Source organism: Actinocorallia sp. B10E7 (assembly GCF_039871655.1).
Classification (GTDB): domain Bacteria; phylum Actinomycetota; class Actinomycetes; order Streptosporangiales; family Streptosporangiaceae; genus Actinocorallia.
Genome location: NZ_JBDPLZ010000012.1, coordinates 76,430 through 99,421 on the forward strand (window position 1 = coordinate 76,430; position 22,992 = coordinate 99,421).

A 22,992-nucleotide genomic window follows, 5' to 3' on the forward strand; every position below is an offset into this window, starting at 1 on the left:
TCGTGTTGTGGACCCTAGGTGGTAACGGGCAACTGCTGAGGTAGTAGCTGATACGCCAGGAACCCGCCTCGTGTCCCGAGCTCGACCGCACCGGCCTTGGCCAAGGCCCGGCGCCGCGCCACATCGTCCTGCAGGACAGTGATCGTCGGCTCGTTGATGCCGTGGCCTGCCAGCAGCGGCAGCACCTCCTGCAGCAGCTGTGTGCCCAGCCCCCGGCCGCGCAGGGACGGCCGTACCGACCACCACAGGTTCCCGCCCCACCTGCGGTTCAGCGGCACCACGTGGTGGCGGATGCTCGCGCGCCCGACGTAGCTCGCCTGCCCCTGCTCGCTGAGTCGGCACCACCACAGCTCCGTGCCGGCGACGCCGTATTCAACGCCCGGCCGCGGATAGGCCCCGGAGGCGAGGTCGGCGGTGTAGCCCTCGAGGGTACGGCCTTCGAGATCGGACCAGGTGAGGCCGTCCGCATCAGGCCTGCCGTCGATCCGGTCGTGCTCTTTCATCGCTTCGAGATAGGACGGGACGAGGTGCGTGGCGGGAGCGAGGAAGCGCATGCTTCTCACTTTGCCAGGCGCCGCATGAGACTCCCAGAACATTGCGGAAGCGGTGTCCTCAGGAGGCCGGCGAGTGCGCCCGTGATGGGCAGGTTGGTCCTGCGATCGACGAATCCCCACTGCCCGGTCGGGTTGCATTCGAGGAACACCCACGGCCCGTCTCCGGGGTCGATGAAGTCGAACGCCCCGTACAACAGATCGAACGCCCGCATGTAAGTAAGGACACTGCGGCGGATCGGTGGCGGCACTTCGGTCGGGGCGTAGGCGAGACCACCTTGGACGGGCCGCCAATCGAGCAGGTCGGTACCGGTGATCCGCACGGCGAACAGCTCATCCCCGACGACGGTGAGCCGGACGGGTACGCCGTCGACCCGCTCCTGGACAGTGTGGGCGGCCAGCAGCCGATCCGGTACAGCCGAGCGGTCTAGGCTGCCGGCGGTGACCATGCAGTCCTCATCGGCACCGTCTGCCCTGAACGCCTTGTAGATCAGGGGGCGGTCGACGAGCCACCGGCGGACGGCGGCGCCGCGGGTGGTGATGAGGGTCGCCGGGGTGACGAGCCCGCACTGGTGGGCGATGGCGAGCTGGCGGGGCTTGTCTTCGGCGGCCTGCGCTCGGCCGGGGTGGTTGACCCAGCGAACGGGTAGTCCGCGCAGCAGCCCGTACAAGGCGTGGTAGTCCTCGCGGGCGGCCCAGCGGCGGGCTGCCTCGTCCGCGATGGACGGGTCTCCTGCCGGAGGGTCCGGCCACCGCCAGAACACCGACACGATCGTGTCGATGTCGACGTGGCGGCGGCCGTCCCCCACTGTGCCGCGCCACTGCCCGGCTGCCAGCTCCGCGTCGACGTGGACGCCGGTTCCGGGGTTGAGGCGGACGACCGGGGTGCCGTCGAGGGCCTGGATGACGAGGTCGGTGCCGTAGTCGTCATCGGACGTGACGACCAGGACAGAAGCACGGCTGATCATCACTTGTCGGGGTCTGACTTGTTGTCGTTGCCGGTGGTGCCCCACGTGACGGTGCTGTCCGCCATCTGCGGGTGGTCGGCCATCGGGATCTCGCCGATGACGGTGAGCTGGAGGTCGACGTCGTAGACGGCCTGGTCGAGGATGGCGGGCCGGGTGTGCTCGGGGCCGAGGGGCTGCTGGTGGCTCAGCCCGTAGGGGCGGTCCAAAACGATGCTGCTCATGGGTTCCTCCCTGGTGGGTGGGGTGCCGCCTGTGCGGCGCTGGCTCTACGACACCGCAGCCACCGCGGGATGAGCTCATGATCGTGCGGGATCAGCACGGGCCGTGCAGGAACTGCACATCTCACGGACAGCGGCCAAGCCCTGTCGTAACGTGGCGGTGCACCCGCCCCGGTCCACCTCAGGGAGTCCGGATGAGCAGTAGCGACGACGCGTTCTGGCGCTCGACCGCGGTGCGCCACGCCGCCCACGCAGGGCAGGCAGGCACCGTCATACGCCTGGCACGGGAACGCCGTGACTGGAGCCAGGACACCCTCGCCGCACTGGCCGGCTACTCCCGCTCCACCATCAGCCGCCTCGAAAGCGGACGCCTCACCCCCGGGAACCTGCCTCGCCTGCAAGCCATCGCCCAAGCCTTGAACATGCCACCAGAGGTCTTCGCCGTGCTGACGGGTATGCCTCCCGCCGTGGCTACTACGGTGGTCCGCAGTGCCGCTGCTGGAGAGGACGACCCAATGCGCAGACGATCCCTGATAGCCGCCGGCGGGCTCGCCCTACCGCTGAGCCTCCTTTCCCGCCTCGACGACGCCTTGGCCGTCATGCCCATCCCATCCCAGCCCGCTGACCTCCACCAGCTCCTGCAGCGGCTCGGCCGAGCCCGCAAACTTTTCGACGACGGACACATCGCCCCACTCGTTGGAGGTCTGCCCGACCTCCTGGCCGCCGCTCACGCCGAGGTCGACAAGACCAGCGACCGCAACACGCTCGTCATCCTGTCCGCCGCCTATGGGCTGGCCGCCGGCGCTCTCACCAAAGTCGGTATTCGCGAACAGGCACGCCTCACCGCTGACCGGGCGGTCGGCTACGCCGAACGCTCAGAAGACCCCATCGCCCGTGCTGCCGCTGACCGGCAACTCGCCATCGTCCTCCGGCATGAGGATCGCCGCACCGTCGCCCAAGAGCTCACTGTCCGCGCCGCGGTCCGTGTGGAAAAGACCGGCCTGACGACCCGCGCCCAGTCTGCGGCGTATGCCCAGATGCTGTGCACTGCCGCCTACAGCGCCGCCCAAGCCGGGGACCGCAGCGATGCGCTGGAGATGATGGGCGAAGCCAAACGGGCGGCGCGGCTCCTGCCCGCGGCCTCTACGCGCCGCTCCACGCTGGGTTTCGCATTGACCACTCCGGAGGTGCGACTGTACGAGGTCGGAGTGCTGTGGTCACTGGGAGACGCGGGCCACGCGCTGGCGGCCGCCGATGGCCTGCGAGCGGAGCTGTTCCCCACGGCTGAGCGCCGCGGCCGCTATCACACCGATCTCGCTCGAGCGTGGTGGCAGCGAGGCAAAGCAGAGCAGACCGCCGCCGAGCTGCTGTCGGCGATGCGTCAGGCTCCCGCTGAAGTTCGTGACCGGCCTGCGATTCGAGCGATCGCGGACGAGCTCGTCGCCCGGCACCGGCTCGTGCCGGGGGCGAGGGAACTGGCCGGGGCGCTCGGCTCACGTGAGTGAGGGAGCGCGGATGATCAGCTCACCGGTCGTGTTCTGAGGGTGACGTCGGACTCATGTGCCCTGGATGTGCCCTCGCCGGGGTAGGGGACTCTGCTGTGAGCGGTTATTGGGGAGACATCGCGCTGGTCCTGTTGTTGATCCTGGTCAACGCGCTGTTCGCGGGCAGTGAGATCGCGCTCATCTCACTGCGGGAGGGGCAGTTGCGGAAGCTGGAGGACGAGGGCGGGGCGTCCCGGCGGCTGGCCCGGCTCGCCCGCGATCCCAACCGGTTCATGGCGACCATCCAGATCGGCATCACCCTCGCCGGCTTCCTCGCGTCCGCGACGGCCGCCGTCTCGCTGGCCCAGCCGCTGGTGGAGCCGCTGGGCTTCCTGGGCGGCGCGGCGCGTCCGGCGGCGGTGGCCTCGGTGACGGTCGTGCTCACCTTCTTCACGCTGGTGCTGGGCGAACTCGCGCCCAAGCGGCTGGCGATGCAGTACCCGCGGCGCTGGGGGCTGCTGGTGGCGGCGCCGCTGGAATGGATGGCGACGTTGTCCCGGCCCGTGGTGTGGGCGCTGGGCAGGGCCACCGACGGGGTGGTCAGGTTGTGCGGCGGAGACCCGTCGCTGGGCGAGGAGCCGGTCAGCTCCGAGGAACTGAAGGAACTGGTGTCCGGGCACGAGGAGCTGACCGCCGAGCAGCGCACCGTGATCTCCAGCGCGCTGGACCTGCGGGCGCGGATCCTGCGCGAGGTGCTCGTGCCGCGCCGCCTGGTCTTCTCGCTGCCGCACGACATGCCGGTCGAACGCGCCCGGCTCGACCTGGCCGAGTCGGGGCACTCCAAGGCCCCGGTGGTGATGGCCGGGCATGTGGACGACGTCGTCGGGGTGGCGTACCTGCGGGACCTCGTCATGGAGGACCTGGACGTGCCCGTCGGCTCCAGGGTCCGTCCGGCGATGGTGCTTCCCGACGTCATGCGGGTCACGGAGGCGCTGCGGGAGTTCAAGGACAGGAGCCAGGCGTTCGCGCTGGTGATGGACGAGAACGGCTCACTCGCCGGCATCGTCACACTGGACGACCTGATGGAGGAGGTCGCCGGTCAGTTCGCCCGAGGCATCGATCAGGACATCTTGGACATCAGGGATGAACGGGAAGGGGCGTTGCTGCTGCCCGGCACCTTTCCCGTCCATGATCTGCCCGATCTGAACGTGGACCTCGGTGAAACGCGGCACAGCGGGTACACCACCGTCGCGGGGCTGGTGCTCTCCAGGCTGGGGCGCCTCCCCGAACGGCCGGGGGATCACGTCGAGGTCGCGGGATGGGATTTCGGGGTCGTCGAGATCGAACGCCATGCCATCACATCCGTGAGGCTCCGTCCGGCGCGTCCAGAGGAACCGCATGAAGACCATCCGGAGGCTCCTTCTTAAGTTCCTGGGTTCGGCGGTCCTCGGGCTCGTCCTCGTCGGCGTGGTCTTCCTGGCCGGATCCACGGTCTGGATGATGCGCGACGACTCCCGGGCCCGAATGGCCACGAAAGGACCTTTCACCGCGACGAGGGAGTCCCTGGGGAAGCACGAACTGCCGGCCTGGTTCGCCGACGCCAAATTCGGGATCATGCTGCACTGGGGGCTGTACTCCGTTCCGGCCTTCGCGCCCAAGGGCAGGACCATCACCGAACTGCTGGCCGAGGACTACGACCGGGCCATGACGAGGAATCCCTACGCGGAGGACTACGCCAACGCGATGAAGGACCCGTCGTCACCCACCGCGGCCTACCACCGGAAGCACCACGGGAACGCCCCCTACTCCGATTTCGTGCGGAAGTTCGAAGCCGGTCTGGCGGCATGGGACCCGGAAGGCTGGGCCGCCGCGTTCCAGGAGGCGGGGGCGTCCTATGTCGTCATCACCGCGAAATACGCCGACGGCTATTCGATGTGGCCGACCTCGGTGCGCAATCCGCACGCACCCGGCTTCCATTCCAAGCGCGACCTGGTGGGCGAGCTGGCGAAGGCGGTCCGGGCCCGGGGAATGAAATTCGGGATCTACTATTCCGGCGGCGTCGACTGGACGTTCCGCCCCGCGGTGATGAAGACGTTCGGGGACTACGCCTACCAGCCGTACGGCGAGGACTACCGCGCTTACGCCGTCGCCCAGGTGCGGGAGCTGATCGAGCGCTACCGCCCCGACATCCTGTGGAACGACATCTTCTGGCCCACCGGAGAGAAAAGGCTGTTCTCCCTGCTGGCCGACTACTACAACACCGTCCCCGAAGGCGTCGTCAACGACCGGTGGGAGACGGCCTCCTTCGGCCGCCAACTGCTGGGCTGGAAACCGGTGCGCAGGGGATTCGACGTTCTGCTGAAGACGGCCCTGTCCGACCCGAAGGCGGGGGACCGGCTCCGCACGCCCAAAGACGTTCCGCACAGCGATTTCCGCACACCCGAGTACCGGGCCCACGACACCGTCCAGGAGAAGTTCTGGCAGCAGGACCGGGGGATGGGCGGCTCCTTCGGGTTGAACCGCGCCGAGACGGACGCCGATTACGCCTCCGCCGAAGAACTCCTGAACGAACTGGTCGACGCGGCGGCCAACAACGGCGCCCTGCTGCTCGATCTCGGCCCCGAGGGAGGGGAGGGGACCATCGTTCCCGAGCAGGCGAGCCGGCTCAAGGCGATCGGCGCCTGGATGAAGGCGAACCGCGAGGCGCTCCACGGCACCCGTCCCTGGACCCGTTCGTCCGCGACCACTTCGGACGGGACGAAGGTCGCCTTCACCCGTAAGGGCGACGTTCTTTATGCGACGGTCCTGGGCCGTCCCCGGGGTCCGATCGTGCTGAAGGGCGTCGCCCTCAGCGGCACCGCCGTCCATCTGGGCTCCGGCGCGCGGGCGGGGCTGTCGGCGTCGGACGGCGGTACCAGGATCGTCTCCTCCGCGCTGAACGGCTCCTACGCCCCGGTCTTCAAGATCGTTAATCCCGGTTCCTGAGCGCTGAACGTAAGGAAAAGGGATATTTGGGTCATTTCGGGTTTGCGGGGTGGGGTCGGTGGTAGCTGAAAGTAGTGGTCATGTTGAGGCTGCCGGGAGTGTACCGGCCACAAGGAGACACTCATCTGCTGTGTGACGCGCTGAAAGAGGCCGGGGTGCGCGGGGCCAAGGTGCTGGACGTGTGCACCGGAACCGGGCGCGTGGCACTGGCCGCGGCGCTCTACGGGGCCGCGAAGGTGACGGCCGTGGACGTGTCCTGGCGGGCCGTGGTGTCCGCCCGCGCCAACGCGCTGATGCGGGGGCTGGACATCCGGGTCCGCCAGGGAGATCTCTTCACCCCCGTGAAAGAGGAGAGGTTCGACGTCATCACCGTCAATCCGCCCTACGTGCCGAACCTGAACGGCGAACCCGGGCGGCACGGCAGGGAACGCGCCTGGGACGCCGGACCGGGCGGCAGGGCCACCCTGGACCGCGTCTGCGACCAGGCCCCGAGGCTGCTGGGCTCCGGAGGGATGCTGCTGATGGTGCATTCGGCGCTGTGCGGCGTGGAGACGACCCTGGGCGCGCTCCGGGCGTCCGGGCTGAAGGCGTCCGTGCTGCTGCGGCGCGAGGAGCCCTTCGGGCCCGTCATGCGGGGAAAAGCCGACGAACTGGCGTCCCACGGGCTCATCCGCCGGGGGCAGGACCGGGAGGAACTGGTGGTGATCAGTGCCGAGCGAGCGTGAACCGCGCCGGGTCGTGCTCGACCCGGAAGGGCCCATCCTGGTCGAAGGCCCCGTCGAGATCGTCCTGGAGGACGGTTCCACCGTCGTCTCCGACCGGTTCATGGTGGCGCTGTGCACCTGCCGCCGCAGCCGGGACTACCCGCTCTGCGACACCAGCCACCGCAAGAAGAAGCGCGGCTCAGCGCCGGGGAAGCTCCGAGAGAAGTGAGCCCCGGCCGTCCCGCCAGCACTCCAGCAGGTGGGAACCGAGCCTCTCCTCCACCAGTTCGGTCGCCTGGACGCCGAAGACGACGTCCGCGGCGAGCTCGGGCTCGCGGTCCAGCAGGTCGCCCACGACGTCGCGGCGCAGCACCTGCTCGTGCACGGCGTCGGCCTCGATGTGCTCGGTGTAGAAGACGGTGGAGTACCGGCCCGCGCCGAAGCGCTCCAGCGCCTGCGCCATGCGCCGAGCACCCGGCGCGCTGGTGATCTCGACGGCGGCGAAGTGGCCGACGAGGGCGCCGCGCAGCGCCCGGTGCAGGCCGAACAGCGACATCATGTTGACGGGCGCGAGCGCGACGGCCGGGGCGATCTCCAGGTAGTAGAGGTAACCGGAGTCCAGGCCCGCCTCCTCCATCAGCTCGGCGAAGAGCCGCGAGTGCATGCGGTCGGCGCGCCCGCCGCCGTACTCGTCGAACTCCACCGCGACGAGCGACGCCTTGGCCTGGCCCTGGAGGCGGGGGATGACCCAGGCCTGCGGGTCGGCCTCCTTCAGATGGTAGATCGAGCGGTGGACGAGGTACTCGCGCAGTTGCCACCACTCGCCCCGGTCCTTGAGGTGGTGGGAGACGCCGGGGACGTCGAGGTCCTCCACCAGGAGTTCTCCCAAAGCGGCTCCGACGTCGTCGCCGCCCGCGACTTCGGCCCTCAGACCGCGGAGGAAGACGTCCTCCAGGTCGCGGCGGAGCTTCAGGAGATCCGGTTCCCACTCCCAGGCGGGGTCGACGCCGACGAAACCCCGATAGTGCAGTTCGTAGCAGACATACAGGGCGAGCTGGATGTCCTCTCCGAAGGGGTCCGCGCCGTCCAGCCCGTCGGCCGCCGGTCCCGCCGGGACGGCGCCGGCGCGCGGCGGGCCCTGCAGGGCGTGGACGACCAGCGCGGACAGAGGGCCGCGCGGACGGGGCAGAGGGACCTCGAAGAAGCCGGTCTTCTCGAGGTGAGCGGTGGTGATGGTCATGGTGTCGTTGCCTTGCCCCCGACTTCGGTGATGAAACATGAACCGTGTGGCCAAAGAGGCGCTTTCATGGTGTTTCATCCGTTTCTTTCCCTGGGCTTGCCCCGAGTTCTGATTGCCTGGAAAGCGCAAGGTCATCCTCAAGCCCGCGGCCCGAACCCCGGTGATCCGATGCCCTGGAAGCGCCTGTACGGAACCGACCTGGATCCCAGGACGGCGGGCGGCCATCTGCCGCCCGCCCGCAGCGCTCTGACCGCCCGCCTGGTACTGGCGGCCTTCGGACTGCTGGCCGGTCTCGCGGGCGTGGTCCTCGTCCTCGCCCTCGGCCTGCCCTGGGGATTCGCCGTGCTGTTCGGCCTCATCGCCCTCACCGCCGTCGTGGACCTCGCCGTCGTGGCCAGGCGGAAATCCCGCCACGAGCCCGGCTGAGCATCGGCGGGGCCTTGATGGCTGAGCTGAACTCAACTTAGTCTCCAGGGCATGACATCCCTTTCGGAACGCGGGGTCCGGACCCGCAGGCGCCTCCTGGACGCCGCGGCCGAGGAACTGATCCGCACCGGCCAGGTCGAGGTGGCCGCGGTCGCCCGGCGGGCCGGGGTGAGCGTGGGGCTGCCCTACCGCTACTTCGGCACCCAGAGCGGCCTGGTGAGCGCCCTGCTGGCGCGCTTCTACTACGGCGTCGACGCCGAGGTCTTCCGGGGCTTCCCGGGGGAGACCTGGGCCGAACGGGAGCGGGCCAGGATGGAGGCCCTCGTACGGCACCTGTACGCCGACCCCGTGGCCCCGGTGATCCTGGGCCAGATGAGCCGCGACGTCCAGGCCGCCGAGGTCGAGGCCCGCTACATGCGTCTGGTCATCGACCGCGCCGCCCGCAACCTCACGGCCGCCCGCACCCGGGGCGAGGCGGCGGCCGGCGGCGACCTCGAACTCCTCGCCGCCAACCTCATGGGCGGCCTCCGCTCGGCCATCGGCCTGGCCCTCAACCGCACCCCCAGGCCGGATCCAGCGGTCCTGACCGAACATCTGTGGACGTTCATGGAGAACATCACCCGCCCGGTGAGGCCCCCGGCCCGGCCTCACCCGTGCGCGTAGTGGGTCACCCTGGCGTCGGGCCCCGGAAAGAACAGCGAGACGTGCCCGTTGTCGGACCAGCGCACGTAGTAGGGCGGATCTCCCGCCGGGTCCGGCACCTCGATGACCACGCCGTCCCGGAAGACCCCGTGCTCGTCGTGCCGCAGAATGTCGATCCGATCTCCCACAGTGGCTTTCACGGACCTCTCCTCCCCCGAACAAGCAGCCGTAGGGGGGTTTCTTCCAAGATACGCCTCCCGGGGCCGTCCGGGGAGGAAGGGACGGATCGGCGGCCCGGGGTCGACCGATTACCACTCGTCAGCGGATCGGTGCTACGCTCGGCCCAGTTGCAGTTGTGGTACCCATGAGACTTTGTGTGCGCCTGACGGGATGTAACCCTCGGGCGCATTTTTGTTCTAACCGGTCATCTCCGGATGGGGCTCATCGCGGCGACGCGGAATCGGCACAGTGCGGATTCCGGCTCTGCCCCCCATTTACCAAGGGAGATCGACATGGCTACAGGCACCGTGAAGTGGTTCAACTCCGAAAAGGGCTTCGGCTTCATCGAGCAGGACGGCGGCGGCGCCGACGTCTTCGCCCACTACTCGAACATCGCTGCCCAGGGCTACCGCGAGCTGCTGGAGGGCCAGAAGGTCTCCTTCGACGTCACCCAGGGCCAGAAGGGCCCGCAGGCCGAGAACATCGTTCCCGCCTGACGCAGCACGCACGACACGACCGAGGCCCGCACCTGGAAAGGTGCGGGCCTCGGCCCGTTCCGGCCGGAGGCGACGGCCCGGCGGGCCCTCGTCCGTTGAGCGGGACGGCCCGGCGCCTCCGGCGCGCGGTGCCGTTAGAAACTCCTGATGGACGACCGACACCAGATCATCGAGCAGCTCGCCCGGTTCGCGGCGGGGCTGGACGCCAAGGACTGGGAACTGCTCCGGGAGCTCCTCGCCGAGGACGCGAACGCCTACGGCCGGAGCGGCAGGGACGCGATCATCGCCACGATCCGGGGGCACCTCGGCGGATGCGGGGCCACGCAGCACCTGCTGGGCAACCACCGCGTCGAGGTGGACGGCGACGGCGCCCGGTCCCTCACCTACGCGCGGGTCTACCACGAGGGGGCGGGGGATCGCGCGGGGGGCTTCTTCGAATGCCTCGGCGAATACGAGGACCGCTGGGTGCGCACCGGGGACGGGTGGCGGCTGTCCTACCGAAGGTTCGACATGCGTATCAGGCTGGGGGACTTCGGCGTGCTCCAGCCCGGCTGAACCGATCTCCAGAGCACTCGGGGGCGGTCTTTGCCCCCTCTTTGAGGCCCGACGGGTGGTTTTGGGCGTTATCTGAGCTGCGGTCAGGGCATGGGCTAGGAGTGGTGTCCGGGGCGACACCGCCGTTCCGTGTAGTCGGGGGAAAGGGAAAGACCATGCCGTTTCGCTCTCGGAGTCGATCCGCGAAGTTGAGCACCCCTGAGGGGCTGGCCCGCGCCCACGGGCTCTTCAACATCGTCGGCGGCGCGTGGCCGCTGGTGCACCGGCGGAGCTTCGAGGGATTCTTCGGCCCCAAACAGGAGGAATGGCTGCAGCAGACCACCGGCGCCCTGCTGGTCGCGGCCGGCTGCTCGCAGGTGCTCACCGTGGGCGAGCCCGGCGGCCACGCCCACGCCCGCCGGACGGGCCTGGGCACGGCCGCGACCCTGCTGGCCATCGACCTGATCTACGCGCCCAGGGGCCGGATCCGCTGGACGTACCTGCTGGACGGTGCCCTGGAGGCCGCCTGGATCGTCGCCTGGCTCCGCATGGGCCGCAAGGCCCGTCAGGCCGCCGTGGCCGAGCGCCGCGCGGCGATGAGGACACCGGTCGTCGAGACCCCGTCCGCCCCGGCGTCCCCGGGCACGGTCACCGCCGAACACGTCGAGCAGCTGCTGAACACCGACGACCCCGGCGCCGCCCTGGTGGCGGTCGGCGGCAGGATCGAGGTCGTCTCCTCCGCCGAGTCCTCGGGAGGCCTGGTCGTGGCCGAACGGGAGGAGGTCCTGCGCACCCTCCCCGCGGGCGACCGGTCCCGCACCGCGCTCCAGCAGGTGGCCCGCGCCCTGGACACGGCCGTCTCCGACCTCGGCGGCTGACACCGGCTCAGCGGACGCCGCCGGGCTCGCGCGCAGGCACGAACGCCTGCGGCGTCCGCAACGGTGACATCCCAGCCGCGAGAGGCCGGGTGTCTGGAGACAGTGGTGAGCTCTCCGTCGAGAACGGCGCAGACCGTCCTGTACGCGATCGTCTGCGCGGCGCCGCCCGCCCTGCACGTCCGCGACCTTGTGGGCGAGGCCCACGAGCGCGGGTACGACCTGTGCCTCATCGCCACTCCCACCGCCGCGCGCTGGCTGGCCGACGACCTCACCGACCTGGGGGCGCTCACCGGGCATCCGGTTCGATCCGCCTACAAACGGCCCATCGATCCCGACGTGTTGCCGCCGCCCGGCGCCGTACTGGTGGCCCCCGCCACCTTCAACACCCTCAACAAATGGGCGGCCGGCATCAGCGACACCCTGGCCCTGGGCCTGGCCAACGAGGCCCTCGGCCTCGGCATCCCGGTCGCCGCCGTCCCCTGCCTCAGCGACGCGCTCTCCGCCCACCCGGCCCTGTCCGCGAACCTGAGCCTCCTCCGAGGCGCGGGCGTGTCCCTGCTCCATCCGGACCCCCGGCCCGCACCGTCGGCCTTCCCCTGGCACCGGGCGCTGGACCTCCTGCGGGACCGGCACGCCGACCGGTGAAACCGGACCGCCGGCCGCGACACGGCCTCGGTGCCGCGGCCGAGCCGGGAGGAGGCCGTCTCAGGAGCGCTGCCGGGCCTGCTGGACCCTCTTCGCGAGCTTCTCCGCGAGGGCGACGGCCCGGACGCCGCGGTCGGCGCGGTCGGTGTCGTAGATGACCGTCACGACGGCGTCGTCCACCCTGAGGGCGACGAGAGTCGCTCCGCCCTCCCAGACGGGGGAGCTGATGGTGGCCTTGAGGCCGCCGCTCTTCGTCTTGCCCTTGGTGACCGTGACCTTCGCGGTCACCCCGTCCTCATGGGACGTGAAGGAGGCGCATTTGGCGAGGGCGGCGGAGATCCCGGCCATGGTCGTCTGGGCGCCGGAACCCTCGTAGGTCTCGATCTCCTGCCCGAACAGGTTGTGCTGCTTCGCGTCGATGTAATAGTTCTGCGCGAAAGCCGCCGGTCTGACTCCGGCGACCGAACTCCAACTGGTGCTGCCCAGCCTGTCGCAGAGTTTCGAGGCCGGGATCTTCTCCAGAGCGGCCTCCCCGGTGTCCCCGGTGTTCCGGACGCTGTCCGGGTCCAGCTTCAGCCCTTTCGGAACGCTCTTCGCGGGAAGCAGCAGCCGGTTCAGCTCCTTGCCGGTGAGCTTCTCGGGCTCCGCGGCGTCCGACCGGGAGGGGGCCTTGCTGCCGGGAGACGCCGAGGGGTCGTCCGTACCCAGGCATGCGGAGGTCATGAGGAGCGAGGCGGCCACCGCCGTCGCGACGAAAAAGAGGGGGGTTCTCACTGGAGGAGGCTAATGATCTCCACCGGACGCGCGCAACGGAGCGCCAGGTGGGATCGCGCACAGGGAACGCTCCGGAGGAGGAGGCCGCCACGGGGACGGGGGTCGTCGGGGACGTGATGACCGGGACCGCACTGAGGCTGCGTTAGAGGTCAGATACCTACCGGTAGGAATTCGGTTTCGGGTAGTGAATTTTCCTCTCTTATTGATTTTCGGTATTTCTTGTGAACTGTCTTGCGATGGCTGGTAGAAATGCAACCTCCGTCCTTCAAGTCGTGAATCGGGGGAAGCGCTGTCCACTGCCGAGTGGTTCTCCGACCAGGCCGGGTACCGGTTGTTGCCCGGCGCGCTCGTCAAATGCGGGCAGACCCGGATAACAGGGACATTGTTTGTCCAGGGAAGGCCCGGAGGGGTCTTCCACTACAGGCGGGGGTTCGTGGTGGCGGTACAGACGCCGGGCGCCCCCGGGCCGGAGGCCCTGCTGATGCGCACCGGGCGGATCGCCTCGCCGGGGGAGTGCGCGGGGGAGGAGGGCAGGAAGGTGGGAGCCGCCGAACTCGAGGTCGTCCGGATGGTCTCGGCCTATGACGCCGCCTTCGCGATCATCGCGGGGACGGTGGAGGACTGCGTGCTGCGCACCGGGGGCGAACCGGAGGCGGCGGGGCGCGGCGAGGAGCCCGAAAGGCTGGTGCGGGAGGCGCTGCGGCGGGTGGAGGCGTTGAAGGCGCTGCCGCACGCGGTCCTGCCGCACGACGACAGGGTGGTCGCGGCTGCCGGGATCGACCTGGAAGAAAGAGGAAGGCCGCCGATCAGAAAGGAGATCCTTCTTCTGGCTGATGGGCGCAGAACATGCCGGGACATCGCTTATGCCACGGCCCATGGGGTTTATTCGGTCGCGGTAGAAGTCTCCCGGATGCTGGGGGACGGGCTGCTGGAACGGGTCGCGTTCGAGGAGCCGAAGCTCGGGGCGGAGGGGGAGACGCCGATGCCACTCCTGCCCAGGGCGCCGGTGCCGGAGGGCACGGTCCTCGGCTCTCCGCAGGAACTTCCCCGAAGGAAACCGGGACGTAACGGCATCGATCCCTCAAGGCCAGAGAAACGCGCCAGAGACTGGGCGGACTTCGCCCGGTTCCGCGATCTGGCCAAGTGACGTTGAGAACCTCCGAAGACGAACCGAAAGCGCACTCTCGGGAGGAACAGATATGAACAACGCACTGACCGCGGAGATGCTGGGCCTGCGCAAGCGGGTGGTCGGGGTCACCGGTTCCCTGGTGGCGACGATCGACGGACTGCTCGTCGCCTCGGACACCGAGGAGAGCGTGGCGGCCGACCACCTCGCGGCCGTCGCCGCCGCCGGCCTGAGCATCGCCCGCCGCACGGTGGAGGTCACCGACCGCGGCGCCCTCCTCCAGACCATGATCCAGGGCCGCAAGGGCTGCACCGCCGTCTACGCCGTCGGCGACATGGCGCTGATGGTGGTCCTGGGCGACGAGGGCCTCGACGTCGGCAGCCTGCACGGCCAGTCACGCCCCGCGCTCGAACGTATCGGCTCGATCCTCACCGAAGGAGAATGATGGGAACGCCGCAGAAGCAGATGACGGGCAACTTCTCGGACCAGATCCAGAGCATGGTCAAGGCACTCCGGTCCGAGGCGCCCGACTGCGTCGCCGCCGGGGTCGTGGACATGGCCACCGGGATGCTGCTCGCCTACGAGACCGTCGACAACCACCCGACCGAGGTGCTGGACCTGCTGGCCGGCGCCACCCTCGACCTCTTCCAGGGCCGCACCGTCCTGATGATCGAGGACGTCTTCAAGGAGCGCCGCGGGGTCTCGTCCGACCAGCACTACTTCCAGGAGGTCCTCGTCAACAGCCAGCACGTGACGCACCTGTTCCTCCGCATGATCACCCAGCAGGACGTGGTCGCCGTCGTGGTGTGCCGCAAGTCCGTCAACGTCGGCATGCTCTTCGCCCAGAGCCGCCGCGTGATCTCCCAGTACACGGCGGCCTGATGCGAGCGTGTGAGCCCTAAGCGGGTGCGTCCAGGAGGCTCCGCAGGGAGGCCAGGGCGCTCGCGCGCACCTGCTCGGGGGTGTCGAGAGCACCGCTGACGGCCACTCCGTCCCGCAAGAGCAGCAGCTGGTGGGCCGTGGGCTCGGGGGAGGGGTGGCCGGCCTCGGTGAGGAGCCCGCTCATGAACCCGGTGAACCAGACGCGGTAGTCGTCGACGATCGCGCGGACGGGGTGGGCGGGGTCGGCGAACTCGGCGGCGGCGTTGAGGAACGGGCAGCCGCGGAACCCCGGCCCCGTCCCGAGCTCGGCGAGCCTGGCGAAGACCGTCTCCAGTTTGGCCCGCCCTTCGCCGGGAAGGGCGGGCAGCGCGATGCGCTGCAGGTCGTACTGCTCGGTGAGGTAGGCGCAGACCAGGAGGTCCTTGGCCTTGAAGTGGTGGTAGAAGGTGGCCTTCGCCACCCCTGCCTCCGCGATGATCCGGTCGATGCCCACGGTGTGCACGCCCTCCGTGTAGAAGAGGCGCGTCGCGGTGTCGAGGATCCTCCGCCGGGCGTCTTTCATGGCTTGACTTTACCAGACAGACCTGTCTACGTTGGGCAAGCCCAATACAGACAGGTCTGTCTAGGAGATGAGCATGAGCCCCCTGTACACCGCCATAGCCACCGCCTCCGGCCGCGACGGACGCGCCGCCAGCAACGACGGCAAGCTGGACGTCGCCGTGGCCCTGCCCAAGGAGCTCGGCGGCGACGGCCTCGGCACCAACCCCGAGCAGCTCTTCGCGGCCGGCTACGCCGCCTGCTTCGCCAGCGCCATGAAGCTGGTCGCCGGAGGCATGAAGCTCGACGTCTCCGACGCCGCCGTCACTGCCGAGGTCGGCCTCAAACCCAACGGCTCCGGCGGTTTCGCCCTGGAAGTCGTCCTGCGCGCCGAACTCCCCGACACCATCTCCGCCGAGGACGGCGAGCGCCTCCTGGAGGCCACCCACCAGGTCTGCCCCTACTCCAACGCCACCCGGGGCAACATCCCCGTCTCCCTCGTCCGCGAGTGACCGCCCGGCGGCGCGACGGTTGACCAGCGGGGCAAGTCGCTTCCAAGCCGCCGCCAAGTAGGCGGATCCATGCTCATACCGGTCCGGAGAGACGGCCGATCAGGGGGTCGGCCGGCCGGGCCGGTACGAGCAGCGCCTACTGGAAGGGTCGTCATGCCGGAGAGCGGACAGGGCAGGCGGGGGCACGCCGTCGTCATCGGAGGGAGCATCGCCGGGCTGCTGGCGGCGCGGGTGCTCAGCGAGGAGTTCGCGCGGGTGACCGTGGTGGACCGGGACGAACTGGTCGATGAGGCGGCGCCGCGGCGGAGGGCGCCGCAGGGGCACCACCCGCACGGGATGCTGGACAGGGGACGCGTGATCCTCAACGAGCTGTTCCCGGGGTTGACGGCGGAACTCGTCGCGCTCGGGGCCGTCGAATGCGACACGCAGAACGACTGCGTCTGGCACAACGACGCGCGGCGGCTGCACCCGGCGCCCTCGGAGCTGCGGGGACTGGTGGTGAGCCGGCCGCTGCTGGAGCAGCACGTGCGGTCGCGGGTGGCGGCGCTGCCGAACGTCGAGATCCGCTCGCGGTGCGAGGCCGTGGGCCTGCTGCCGGGCGACGGCGGGGTGAGCGGGGTGAAGGTGCTGCCCGTGGGAGGCGGCGAACCCGAGGAACTCGCGGCCGGGCTCGTCGTGAACGCGGCGGGGCGTGGTGACCGGGGCGTCGTGTGGCTGCGGGAACTGGGGTACGGGGTCCCGGAAGAGGAACGGGTGGACTCCGGGCTGGTCTACGTGTCGCGGGAATACCGGGGACGTCCCGGTGACTCCGAGGCCGCCGCGATCCTCATCGCGCACAGCACCGCCGCGCCCCGGGGCGGATTCGCGATCAGGGCCGAGGGGAACCGCTGGCTGATCACCGTGCTGGGCATGGGCGACGACATCCCCTCCGCCGACCCCGACGAGTACGAGCGGTTCGCCGAAGGGCTGCCGATCCCGGACATCCACCGGCTCATGCAGAGCCTGGAGCCGATCGGGGCCCCCAGGCTGATGCGCATTCCGACCAGCATCCGGCGGCGTTACGAACGGCTCCGGCGCTTCCCCGAGGGCTATGTGGTGCTCGGTGACGCGCTGTGCCAGTTCAACCCGTCCTACGGGCAGGGCATGACGGTCGCCGCTTGCGAGGCGGTCGCACTGCGTGAAGCGCTGCGCGGCGGCGTCGAGGGCGTGGCCCGCAGGTTCTTCCCCCTGGCGGCCAAGGTCGTCGACGTGCCGTGGGACATGGCGGTGGGCGCCGACCTGCGTTTCCCGCACATCGAGGGACGCCGCACCCTGCGGGTGAAGCTGCTCAACGCCTACATCGCCCGGCTGCACGTCGCGGCCGAGGCCGACCCGGTGGTCGGCAACGCCTTCCTCCAGGTCACGAACCTGGTCGCCCCGCCGCAGAGCCTCTTCTCGCCCAGAATTCTGACCAGGGTGCTGCGCCCCCGCCCCGCCGCCGTCCGGGAGGCCCGGGTCCTCGTCGGCACGGCGGCGGTCCGCGACGAATGAGCCGACCCGGCCGGGTCAGCCGGGCAGGGGAGTGGTGCTCCATTCGGACGCCGGCCCGTCGATCAGCGTCATCCGCCGGAACAGGCCGAGCAGGCCGCCGGACGGTTTGAGGAGCTCCGACGCCCAGTCGGCCCCGGGCGTCACCACGTCGATGGAGACGGTGGGGTCGATGGGCACCTGCGCCTTGGTGGAAAGGCACACGTCGAACCGCCGGACCCCGTAGACGCAGAGCACTTCCGAACCGACCAGCCTCTCCTGGCGCCCGTCGATCTCCTCCAAGTGCTGGGGCGCTTCCCCCCTCCGGCCGGACAGGGCCGGGAGACGGGTCTCGGTGCCCGCGAAATGGTAGGCGGGACGTCCGTCCGCGGTCGTGTTCGGCCGGTGCCGGCGGTCGGACCCCGCCGGAGTGATCTCGAGGCGGAGGCCGTGCCGGAAGGAGACCTCGACCTTCCGGCGGGCAGGATCATGCGGCTCGATGATCCTCGTGGTCAACGTCCAGAGGTCCGGGGGGAGACCCGTGATCCGGAATGGCAGGGCCACCGCCCGTTCGGTGAAGTCCAGGCTGTCGGCGACCTCGCGCAGGACTGCGAGGGTCTCCTCCCTGGTCGCCTTGAACTGGAACGTCTCGAGTTGGGCCCACAGATTCTCGGCGTACTGGAAGCGCAGGTCGAAGATCGACCGATCCTGGCCCGCAGTCACCCAGTGCGCGGCCCTGCCGTGCACCGGGTCCGCGGCCCAGGTCTCGACGTCCTTCTCGGCGCTCCACTGCCAGGGGCGTCCTTCTCCGTTCTCGTGGAAGACCGTCAGGGTGATCAGTGGCTTCTGCGGATCGGAGGATTCGGCCACCATGGTGTACGAGCCTTCCTCAGCCTTCGTCAGCGCTCCCACGTACCTGGAGGGGAGCCGGCCGAACGACACCGGAATACTCCACCGGCTCTGCGCGTCGTCGCCCGTCTGCGCCGGAGCCACCCGGTCCGCCTCGCGGGGCAGGGACAGCCCCACCGCGGCGGCTGCCACCGCGGCGACGGCGACGGGCGCGACGATCCTCGTGAGGCGTCGGTTGCGGATGGCGCGCCGCCCTTGGAGACGGGCCCGGGCGATGTCGGCGCCGGGGGCGGTGTTCTCGTCGTCCGCGAGCAGCCGCAGCGCCGTCCGCAGCTCGCCCTCCATTTCGGTCAGGTGCTGGTCGGTCATGAGGTCTTCCCTTCGAGGCGGGGTTCCAGGAGGCGGCGGAGGGAGGCGAGGGCGCGCGAGGTCTGGCTCTTGACGGTGCCCGCCGTGCAGCCGAGCACGGCCGCGGTGTCGTCCACGGACAGGTCGCAGTAGAAGCGCAGCACCACGGCGGCGCGCTGCCGCGGAGGCAGGGACGCGAGCGCGGTGCGCAGGTCCTCGGCCTGCTCGAGGTCGGCGGCGGTTCCGGGTGTCTCGGGCAGGTCGCGGGTGACCGTGACCCGACGCCACCAGGAGGTGCGCTGCTCGCCGAGGAACACATGCACGAGGACGGTCCGGGCGTACCCGTCGAGGTTCTCGACCTGGGAGACCTGCGGCCACCGCGTGTACAGGCGGGTGATCGCTGTCTGGACGAGGTCGTCGGCGCGGGCGCGGTCCTGGCACAGCAGGAACGCCACACGGGTCAGCCAGGCCAGACGTGACGAGACGTAGGCGGTGTATTCGTCGTCGGAACTCACACCTGCCCTTTCTGTTGGGGGGTCACACCCCCTTGATGCCGTCGGCCTCCGTCCGGGTTGCATGGGAAGAGAAAAGGCCGGTCGCCACGGATCGTGGCGACCGGCCCGTACCGGCCCGGGAGACGGTCACTCGGCGGACCGGGACCGTCCGCTGGGGAACTGCGGGGCACGCTTGTCGAGGAAGGCGGCGACGCCCTCCCGCCCGTCGGGGGAGGCGGCACAACTGCGGATCGACAGGGTCTCCTTGCGCAGCGCGCCTTCGGCGAGCGGCGTGGCCTGCTCGCGCAGCAGCCGCTTGGTCGCCACCTGCGCGGTACGCGAACCCGCCAGCAGGGTGGAGACCACCCGCTCGACGGCGGCGGGCAGTTCCTCGTCGGGGTGGACCTCGGCGACCAGCCCGGCCTCCCGTGCCTGCTCCGCCGAGAGCCTGGGGTTGAGCAGCGCCATGTGCAGGGCCCGGTGCAGGCCGAGCGAGGCGGTCAGCAGCGAGGTGCCGCCGTCGGGGGAGAAGCCGATGCCGGTGTAGGCGAGGGTGAACTTCGCCGACTGCGCGGCCAGCACGAGGTCGGCCGCCGCCGCGAGCGGGACTCCGGCTCCCGCCGCCACCCCGGCGACCGCCGAGACGACGATCGCGTCCATCCGCTGCAGCTCGCTGACGGCGTGGTGCAGGGTCTCGGCCAGGTCGTCCAGGAAGACCTCGACATCATCCGCGGAGCTGAAGGAGCGGATGTCGCCTCCGACGCAGAAGGCCTTGCCCTCCGCGGACAGCACGACCACCCGGACGTCGTCGGCCTTGGCCTTGCGCACCGCGGCGAGGAGGTCCGACGCCAGCTCCGGGTTGATGGCGTTGCCGTCTCCGGGCGAGCTGAGAGTGATCCGGGCGGTGCCGTCCACCGCCTCGTAACGAACTTTGCTGCCCAACGCTGTCTCCCTACGGACTTCCTCGACACGAGTTCGGTGTGGTGGCGGCCACTCCGACGCGCAGCCAACCGTAGCCGACGGCGTTCCCGCATCCTGAGCGCGGTGTCCGGTAGCCGTTCCGGCGGCACGTTCAGGGACGGGACCGCGGCTTGGCCCGGACGTGCATGCGTTCGCCCTGGCTGCCGAAGATGCTGAGGAACTCGACGGGTTCGCGGTCGGCGGCGGCCCAGCCGTGCGGGGTGCGGGTGTCGAACTCGGCGGCCTCGCCCGGAGTGAGGACGAGGTCGTGCTCGCCCAGCCTGAGGCGAAGACGGCCGGAGAGGATGTAGAGCCACTCGTACCCCTCGTGGGAGCGCTGCTCGGGCGGGGTGTCGGTGGTCCTGCCGGGGAGGATCTGCTTGTAGGCCTGGAGGCCGCCGAGGTGGCGGGTCAGCGGGATGTAGGTCATGCCGTAGCGGGTGAAGGGGCGGAACCGGACGCGGGGGTCCCCGGTGGGAGGGGCGCCGACGAGGTCGTCCAGGGGGACGTCGTAGGCCTTGGCCAGGGGGAGGAGGAGCTCCAGGGTCGGTCTGCGCTGCCCGGACTCCAGCCGGGAGAGGGTGCTGAGGGAGATTCCGGTGCTCTCGCCGACCTGGGCCAGGGTGAGGCCGTGCCGTTTCCGGATCTCGCGCAACCGGGGGCCCACGGCGTCGAGCACCCCGTCCAAGTCGTCTTCAGGCATGAGTGTATTTTGCCGATACGGCAATAAACTTTGTCAAATCAAAGGAGTCCGACGCAGCATCTCACTCCATGGAAGGAAGTGAGATGAGCGAACAGACCGAGCACGTCCCCCACGGGGGAGCGAAGCGGTACGACGTAGTGGTCGTCGGCGGGGGCGCCGCGGGCCTGAGCGGAGCGCTGACCCTGGGCCGCGCCCGCCGTTCCGTCCTCGTGATCGACGCCGGGAGGCCGCGCAACGCCCCGGCGGAGCACATGCACACCTACCTGACCCGGGAGGGCACGCCGCCCTCGGAACTGCTGGGGATCGGCCGCGCGGAGGTGGCCGCCTACGGCGGCGAGATCATGACCGGTGAGGCCGTGGCGGTAGAGCGCCCGGGTGACGGCGGGTTCCGCGTCGTCCTCGCGGACGGTTCCGCCGTCCTGGCCCGCAGGCTGCTGGTGACCACCGGCCTCGTCGACGAACTGCCCCCGGTGCCCGGGGTGCGGGAGCGCTGGGGCCGCGAGGTCCTGCACTGCCCGTACTGCCACGGCTGGGAGGTGCGCGACCAGGCCGTCGGCGTCCTGGCCACCGGCCCGATGGCCGTCCACCAGGCTCTGCTGTGGCGGCAGTGGACCCCGAAGGTGACCCTCTTCCAGCACACCGCCCCCGAGTTCGGCGACGACGAGTACGAACGGCTCGCGGCCCGCGAGATCAGGCTGGTGACCGGCGAGGTGACGGGGCTGGACATCGGGAAGGGCAGGCTCGCCGGCGTCCGTCTGAAAGGCGACCGCTTCGTGTCCTGCCGGGCCCTGGTCGTCGCGCCCTACCTCGCCGCCCGCTCCGGCCTCCTCACCTCTCTCGGCCTGGAGTCCGAGGAACAGGAGATGTTCGGCCACGCGGTCGGAAGCCGCGTCCCGTCCGACGCCTCGGGAGCGACGTCCGTCCCGGGTGTCTGGGTCGCCGGGAACGTCACCGACCTGAGCGCCCAGGTCATCGCCGCCGCGGCGGGCGGCGTCCGCGCCGGCGCGGCCGTCAACGCGGACCTCATCGCGGAAGAGACCAGCCGTGCCGTCGCCGCCCGCGGCGAGCCGTTCTCGGCCCAGCTGGAACGGGAGGTCTGTGAACGCGTCCTGGATGCCCGCCGCCACGGCCTGTGACCGGGAGGAGTTCACCGAGAAGCCGCCGGTCCAGGTCAGGAGGGGCCGCGGAAGGGGGGACATGTCCGAAGGCGCCGGATAGTCTGCCGGAGGCGGAAAGGGGACGGAGTGAAGCGGGCGGCGACCGGAGCCTTGATGGGGCTGGCGATCGGGGACGCGATGGGCTTCCCCACGGAGTTCGACGATTTGGCGCGGATCGTCGCCAAGGTCGGTCCCTGGCGGGAGATGCCCCTGCCTCTGGCCTCGGGACGCGCTTACGTCACCGACGACACGCAGATGACGCTGGCGCTGGGGGAGGGGCTCGTCGAGGCGCTGGCCCGGGGGCCGCTGACGGCGGACCGCATGGAGCCGCCGGTGCGCGAACGGTTCGTCCAGTGGTGGCGGTCGCCGGAGAACAACCGGGCGCCGGGGATGACCTGCCTGCGGGCCTGCGAGGAGCTGAGCCGCGGAGGCGACTGGCGGGCGGCGAGCCAGGTAGGTTCCAAGGGGTGCGGGGCGAACATGCGGGTCGCGCCGCTGGGCCTGATCCCGGGGCTGGACCTCGAGCGTTGTGCGGGCGCCGCGCAACTGCAGTCCGCCCTCACCCACGGGCATCCCACCGCGCTGGCCGCCAGCGACCTGACGGCTTACACCGTCCGGCTGCTGGCGCGGGGCGCCGATCCGGCCGGGCTGCCCGGACTGCTCCGCGCGTACGCGCATGAGAACCGCCTGATCTACCGGGAGGACTGGCTCGGAGACCTGGCGGAGCACGCGCACGACCACGACCGGGAGGCCTTCATCGCCCGGGGCTGGGATGAGTGCCTGGAGGCGCTGGACCGCCTGGAGGCCGCGCTGGCGAACCCCGATGTCGAGGCCGATCCGTGCCTGGCGACGGGCGAGGGTTGGATCGCCGAGGAGGCTTTCGCCACCGGCCTGTACTGCTTCCTGATGCTGCCCGATGATCCGACGGCGGTGGTGCGGCGGGCGGCGTGCTCCTCGGGGGACTCCGATTCCATCGCCGCGCTGGCGGGCGCCTTCGTCGGCGCGCACCACGGCGCGGACGCCTGGCCCCGGGAGTGGACGGAAGCCGTGGAGTACCGGGACCGCCTGCTGGCGCTCGGCGCGGCCTGGAACGTCTTATTTGGTGCCTTTTGGTTGGCGTAGCATTCGGGCTGGCGGTCTGGGAGGGGGTACG

At 70.3% G+C, this 22,992-nt stretch carries 29 protein-coding genes; 18 read left to right on the forward strand and 11 right to left on the reverse strand.

The features are described from left to right. Positions 1-14 precede the first annotated feature (14 nt). From ABGB12_RS30465 to ABGB12_RS30475, 3 genes are read right to left on the reverse strand one after another with little or no spacing between them, the layout of a single operon-like run. Complete coding sequence (locus tag ABGB12_RS30465) at positions 15-554, reverse strand: GNAT family N-acetyltransferase (RefSeq protein WP_347683173.1); 540 nt, start codon at positions 552-554, stop codon at positions 15-17. Positions 555-559: 5 nt separating this feature from the next. Further along, positions 560-1,522 (reverse strand): ATP-grasp ribosomal peptide maturase, encoded by a 963-nt coding sequence (locus ABGB12_RS30470; RefSeq protein WP_347683175.1) that lies wholly within the window; start codon positions 1,520-1,522, stop codon positions 560-562. Continuing rightward, positions 1,519-1,740: a hypothetical protein gene (locus ABGB12_RS30475; RefSeq protein ID WP_347683177.1), complete on the reverse strand. Its 222-nt coding sequence runs from the start codon at positions 1,738-1,740 to the stop codon at positions 1,519-1,521. Before ABGB12_RS30475 ends, ABGB12_RS30470 begins: the two co-directional genes overlap by 4 nt. A 191-nt stretch (positions 1,741-1,931) precedes the next feature. Here ABGB12_RS30475 and ABGB12_RS30480 point away from each other — a divergent pair, with 191 nt between their 5' ends. The 5 genes from ABGB12_RS30480 to ABGB12_RS30500 all read left to right on the forward strand — a co-directional run bounded on the left by ABGB12_RS30480 (position 1,932) and on the right by ABGB12_RS30500 (position 7,139). Beyond that, positions 1,932-3,242 (forward strand): helix-turn-helix transcriptional regulator, encoded by a 1,311-nt coding sequence (locus ABGB12_RS30480; protein ID WP_347683179.1) that lies wholly within the window; start codon positions 1,932-1,934, stop codon positions 3,240-3,242. A gap of 95 nt (positions 3,243-3,337) precedes the next feature. Further along, positions 3,338-4,648, forward strand: a complete 1,311-nt coding sequence (locus ABGB12_RS30485) for a hemolysin family protein (RefSeq protein WP_347683181.1) — start codon at positions 3,338-3,340, stop codon at positions 4,646-4,648. Beyond that, complete coding sequence (locus ABGB12_RS30490) at positions 4,620-6,206, forward strand: alpha-L-fucosidase (RefSeq protein ID WP_347683183.1); 1,587 nt, start codon at positions 4,620-4,622, stop codon at positions 6,204-6,206. The genes ABGB12_RS30485 and ABGB12_RS30490 overlap by 29 nt, the downstream gene beginning before the upstream one ends. Before the next feature lie 80 nt (positions 6,207-6,286). Beyond that, positions 6,287-6,931 carry a HemK2/MTQ2 family protein methyltransferase gene (locus ABGB12_RS30495; RefSeq protein ID WP_347683185.1) on the forward strand — a complete coding sequence of 215 codons (645 nt, stop codon included), beginning with the start codon at positions 6,287-6,289 and terminating at the stop codon, positions 6,929-6,931. Next, positions 6,915-7,139, forward strand: a complete 225-nt coding sequence (locus ABGB12_RS30500) for a CDGSH iron-sulfur domain-containing protein (RefSeq protein WP_347683187.1) — start codon at positions 6,915-6,917, stop codon at positions 7,137-7,139. The genes ABGB12_RS30495 and ABGB12_RS30500 overlap by 17 nt, the downstream gene beginning before the upstream one ends. Here the strand turns inward: ABGB12_RS30500 and ABGB12_RS30505 are convergent. Continuing rightward, entirely contained in the window at positions 7,110-8,150 is a 1,041-nt protein-coding gene (locus tag ABGB12_RS30505; RefSeq protein ID WP_347683189.1) for an iron-containing redox enzyme family protein, read from the reverse strand. The two genes, ABGB12_RS30500 and ABGB12_RS30505, sit on opposite strands and share 30 nt — an antisense overlap. Positions 8,151-8,318: 168 nt before the next feature. Between ABGB12_RS30505 and ABGB12_RS30510 the strand changes: the two genes are divergently transcribed. Beyond that, positions 8,319-8,576, forward strand: coding sequence for a DUF6343 family protein (locus tag ABGB12_RS30510; RefSeq protein WP_347683191.1), 258 nt, complete (start codon positions 8,319-8,321; stop codon positions 8,574-8,576). Between the two features lie 51 nt (positions 8,577-8,627). After that, entirely contained in the window at positions 8,628-9,239 is a 612-nt protein-coding gene (locus ABGB12_RS30515; RefSeq protein ID WP_347683193.1) for a TetR/AcrR family transcriptional regulator, read from the forward strand. On the opposite strand, the gene ABGB12_RS30520 is transcribed toward ABGB12_RS30515, so the two are convergent. Next, positions 9,224-9,418, reverse strand: a complete 195-nt coding sequence (locus tag ABGB12_RS30520; protein ID WP_347683194.1) for a DUF1918 domain-containing protein — start codon at positions 9,416-9,418, stop codon at positions 9,224-9,226. The genes ABGB12_RS30515 and ABGB12_RS30520 overlap by 16 nt on opposite strands. A gap of 312 nt (positions 9,419-9,730) precedes the next feature. On the opposite strand from ABGB12_RS30520, the gene ABGB12_RS30525 reads away from it, so the two are divergent. The 4 genes from ABGB12_RS30525 to ABGB12_RS30540 all read left to right on the forward strand — a co-directional run bounded on the left by ABGB12_RS30525 (position 9,731) and on the right by ABGB12_RS30540 (position 11,991). Next, entirely contained in the window at positions 9,731-9,934 is a 204-nt protein-coding gene (locus ABGB12_RS30525; protein ID WP_347683195.1) for a cold-shock protein, read from the forward strand. Positions 9,935-10,081: 147 nt separating this feature from the next. Then, the gene (locus ABGB12_RS30530; RefSeq protein WP_347683197.1) at positions 10,082-10,489 is read left to right on the forward strand and encodes a nuclear transport factor 2 family protein; all 408 of its coding nucleotides are present in this window, start codon (positions 10,082-10,084) and stop codon (positions 10,487-10,489) included. Positions 10,490-10,677: 188 nt separating this feature from the next. Beyond that, positions 10,678-11,346 (forward strand): hypothetical protein, encoded by a 669-nt coding sequence (locus ABGB12_RS30535; protein WP_347683198.1) that lies wholly within the window; start codon positions 10,678-10,680, stop codon positions 11,344-11,346. Positions 11,347-11,451: 105 nt separating this feature from the next. Next, the gene (locus ABGB12_RS30540; protein ID WP_347683200.1) at positions 11,452-11,991 is read left to right on the forward strand and encodes a flavoprotein; all 540 of its coding nucleotides are present in this window, start codon (positions 11,452-11,454) and stop codon (positions 11,989-11,991) included. Positions 11,992-12,051: 60 nt separating this feature from the next. Here ABGB12_RS30540 and ABGB12_RS30545 read toward each other — a convergent pair whose 3' ends face one another. Continuing rightward, a complete protein-coding gene (locus ABGB12_RS30545; protein WP_347683202.1) occupies positions 12,052-12,765 on the reverse strand; it encodes a hypothetical protein in 714 nt (237 codons plus the stop codon). 436 nt (positions 12,766-13,201) lie between these two features. Here ABGB12_RS30545 and ABGB12_RS30550 point away from each other — a divergent pair, with 436 nt between their 5' ends. From ABGB12_RS30550 to ABGB12_RS30560, 3 genes are read left to right on the forward strand one after another with little or no spacing between them, the layout of a single operon-like run. Next, the gene (locus ABGB12_RS30550) at positions 13,202-13,912 is read left to right on the forward strand and encodes a hypothetical protein (RefSeq protein ID WP_347683204.1); all 711 of its coding nucleotides are present in this window, start codon (positions 13,202-13,204) and stop codon (positions 13,910-13,912) included. A gap of 52 nt (positions 13,913-13,964) precedes the next feature. Next, a complete protein-coding gene (locus ABGB12_RS30555) occupies positions 13,965-14,336 on the forward strand; it encodes a roadblock/LC7 domain-containing protein (RefSeq protein ID WP_347683206.1) in 372 nt (123 codons plus the stop codon). After that, positions 14,336-14,773, forward strand: a complete 438-nt coding sequence (locus ABGB12_RS30560; RefSeq protein WP_347683208.1) for a hypothetical protein — start codon at positions 14,336-14,338, stop codon at positions 14,771-14,773. The genes ABGB12_RS30555 and ABGB12_RS30560 overlap by 1 nt, the downstream gene beginning before the upstream one ends. A gap of 16 nt (positions 14,774-14,789) precedes the next feature. Here ABGB12_RS30560 and ABGB12_RS30565 read toward each other — a convergent pair whose 3' ends face one another. Continuing rightward, positions 14,790-15,335, reverse strand: coding sequence for a TetR/AcrR family transcriptional regulator (locus ABGB12_RS30565; protein ID WP_347683210.1), 546 nt, complete (start codon positions 15,333-15,335; stop codon positions 14,790-14,792). A gap of 67 nt (positions 15,336-15,402) precedes the next feature. Here ABGB12_RS30565 and ABGB12_RS30570 point away from each other — a divergent pair, with 67 nt between their 5' ends. Next, positions 15,403-15,822: an organic hydroperoxide resistance protein gene (locus ABGB12_RS30570; RefSeq protein WP_347683212.1), complete on the forward strand. Its 420-nt coding sequence runs from the start codon at positions 15,403-15,405 to the stop codon at positions 15,820-15,822. A gap of 153 nt (positions 15,823-15,975) precedes the next feature. Then, the gene (locus ABGB12_RS30575; RefSeq protein WP_347683214.1) at positions 15,976-17,352 is read left to right on the forward strand and encodes an FAD-dependent monooxygenase; all 1,377 of its coding nucleotides are present in this window, start codon (positions 15,976-15,978) and stop codon (positions 17,350-17,352) included. A gap of 15 nt (positions 17,353-17,367) precedes the next feature. Here ABGB12_RS30575 and ABGB12_RS30580 read toward each other — a convergent pair whose 3' ends face one another. The 4 genes from ABGB12_RS30580 to ABGB12_RS30595 form a co-directional block, all read right to left on the reverse strand. Further along, positions 17,368-18,546, reverse strand: coding sequence for a hypothetical protein (locus ABGB12_RS30580; RefSeq protein ID WP_347683216.1), 1,179 nt, complete (start codon positions 18,544-18,546; stop codon positions 17,368-17,370). Next, a complete protein-coding gene (locus tag ABGB12_RS30585; RefSeq protein ID WP_347683218.1) occupies positions 18,543-19,040 on the reverse strand; it encodes a SigE family RNA polymerase sigma factor in 498 nt (165 codons plus the stop codon). Before ABGB12_RS30585 ends, ABGB12_RS30580 begins: the two co-directional genes overlap by 4 nt. A gap of 126 nt (positions 19,041-19,166) precedes the next feature. Continuing rightward, a complete protein-coding gene (locus ABGB12_RS30590) occupies positions 19,167-19,961 on the reverse strand; it encodes an enoyl-CoA hydratase-related protein (protein ID WP_347683220.1) in 795 nt (264 codons plus the stop codon). 130 nt (positions 19,962-20,091) lie between these two features. Next, positions 20,092-20,682 (reverse strand): XRE family transcriptional regulator, encoded by a 591-nt coding sequence (locus ABGB12_RS30595; RefSeq protein ID WP_347683222.1) that lies wholly within the window; start codon positions 20,680-20,682, stop codon positions 20,092-20,094. 83 nt (positions 20,683-20,765) lie between these two features. Between ABGB12_RS30595 and ABGB12_RS30600 the strand changes: the two genes are divergently transcribed. Further along, on the forward strand, positions 20,766-21,818 hold the full coding sequence (locus ABGB12_RS30600; RefSeq protein WP_347683224.1) for an NAD(P)/FAD-dependent oxidoreductase: 1,053 nt from the start codon (positions 20,766-20,768) through the stop codon (positions 21,816-21,818). Positions 21,819-21,953: 135 nt separating this feature from the next. Next, positions 21,954-22,961 (forward strand): ADP-ribosylglycohydrolase family protein, encoded by a 1,008-nt coding sequence (locus ABGB12_RS30605; RefSeq protein WP_347683226.1) that lies wholly within the window; start codon positions 21,954-21,956, stop codon positions 22,959-22,961. Positions 22,962-22,992 lie beyond the last annotated feature (31 nt).

Coding starts and splice junctions, on each gene's coding strand:
- ABGB12_RS30465 (WP_347683173.1), bottom strand. CDS start 554: ATGCGCTTCCTCGCTCCCGCCACGCACCTCGTCCCGTCCTATCTCGAA.
- ABGB12_RS30475 (WP_347683177.1), bottom strand. CDS start 1,740: ATGAGCAGCATCGTTTTGGACCGCCCCTACGGGCTGAGCCACCAGCAG.
- ABGB12_RS30480 (WP_347683179.1), top strand. CDS start 1,932: ATGAGCAGTAGCGACGACGCGTTCTGGCGCTCGACCGCGGTGCGCCAC.
- ABGB12_RS30490 (WP_347683183.1), top strand. CDS start 4,620: ATGAAGACCATCCGGAGGCTCCTTCTTAAGTTCCTGGGTTCGGCGGTC.
- ABGB12_RS30495 (WP_347683185.1), top strand. CDS start 6,287: ATGTTGAGGCTGCCGGGAGTGTACCGGCCACAAGGAGACACTCATCTG.
- ABGB12_RS30505 (WP_347683189.1), bottom strand. CDS start 8,150: ATGACCATCACCACCGCTCACCTCGAGAAGACCGGCTTCTTCGAGGTC.
- ABGB12_RS30510 (WP_347683191.1), top strand. CDS start 8,319: ATGCCCTGGAAGCGCCTGTACGGAACCGACCTGGATCCCAGGACGGCG.
- ABGB12_RS30515 (WP_347683193.1), top strand. CDS start 8,628: ATGACATCCCTTTCGGAACGCGGGGTCCGGACCCGCAGGCGCCTCCTG.
- ABGB12_RS30525 (WP_347683195.1), top strand. CDS start 9,731: ATGGCTACAGGCACCGTGAAGTGGTTCAACTCCGAAAAGGGCTTCGGC.
- ABGB12_RS30530 (WP_347683197.1), top strand. CDS start 10,082: ATGGACGACCGACACCAGATCATCGAGCAGCTCGCCCGGTTCGCGGCG.
- ABGB12_RS30555 (WP_347683206.1), top strand. CDS start 13,965: ATGAACAACGCACTGACCGCGGAGATGCTGGGCCTGCGCAAGCGGGTG.
- ABGB12_RS30560 (WP_347683208.1), top strand. CDS start 14,336: ATGGGAACGCCGCAGAAGCAGATGACGGGCAACTTCTCGGACCAGATC.
- ABGB12_RS30565 (WP_347683210.1), bottom strand. CDS start 15,335: ATGAAAGACGCCCGGCGGAGGATCCTCGACACCGCGACGCGCCTCTTC.
- ABGB12_RS30570 (WP_347683212.1), top strand. CDS start 15,403: ATGAGCATGAGCCCCCTGTACACCGCCATAGCCACCGCCTCCGGCCGC.
- ABGB12_RS30575 (WP_347683214.1), top strand. CDS start 15,976: ATGCCGGAGAGCGGACAGGGCAGGCGGGGGCACGCCGTCGTCATCGGA.
- ABGB12_RS30580 (WP_347683216.1), bottom strand. CDS start 18,546: ATGACCGACCAGCACCTGACCGAAATGGAGGGCGAGCTGCGGACGGCG.
- ABGB12_RS30595 (WP_347683222.1), bottom strand. CDS start 20,682: ATGCCTGAAGACGACTTGGACGGGGTGCTCGACGCCGTGGGCCCCCGG.
- ABGB12_RS30600 (WP_347683224.1), top strand. CDS start 20,766: ATGAGCGAACAGACCGAGCACGTCCCCCACGGGGGAGCGAAGCGGTAC.
- ABGB12_RS30605 (WP_347683226.1), top strand. CDS start 21,954: ATGGGGCTGGCGATCGGGGACGCGATGGGCTTCCCCACGGAGTTCGAC.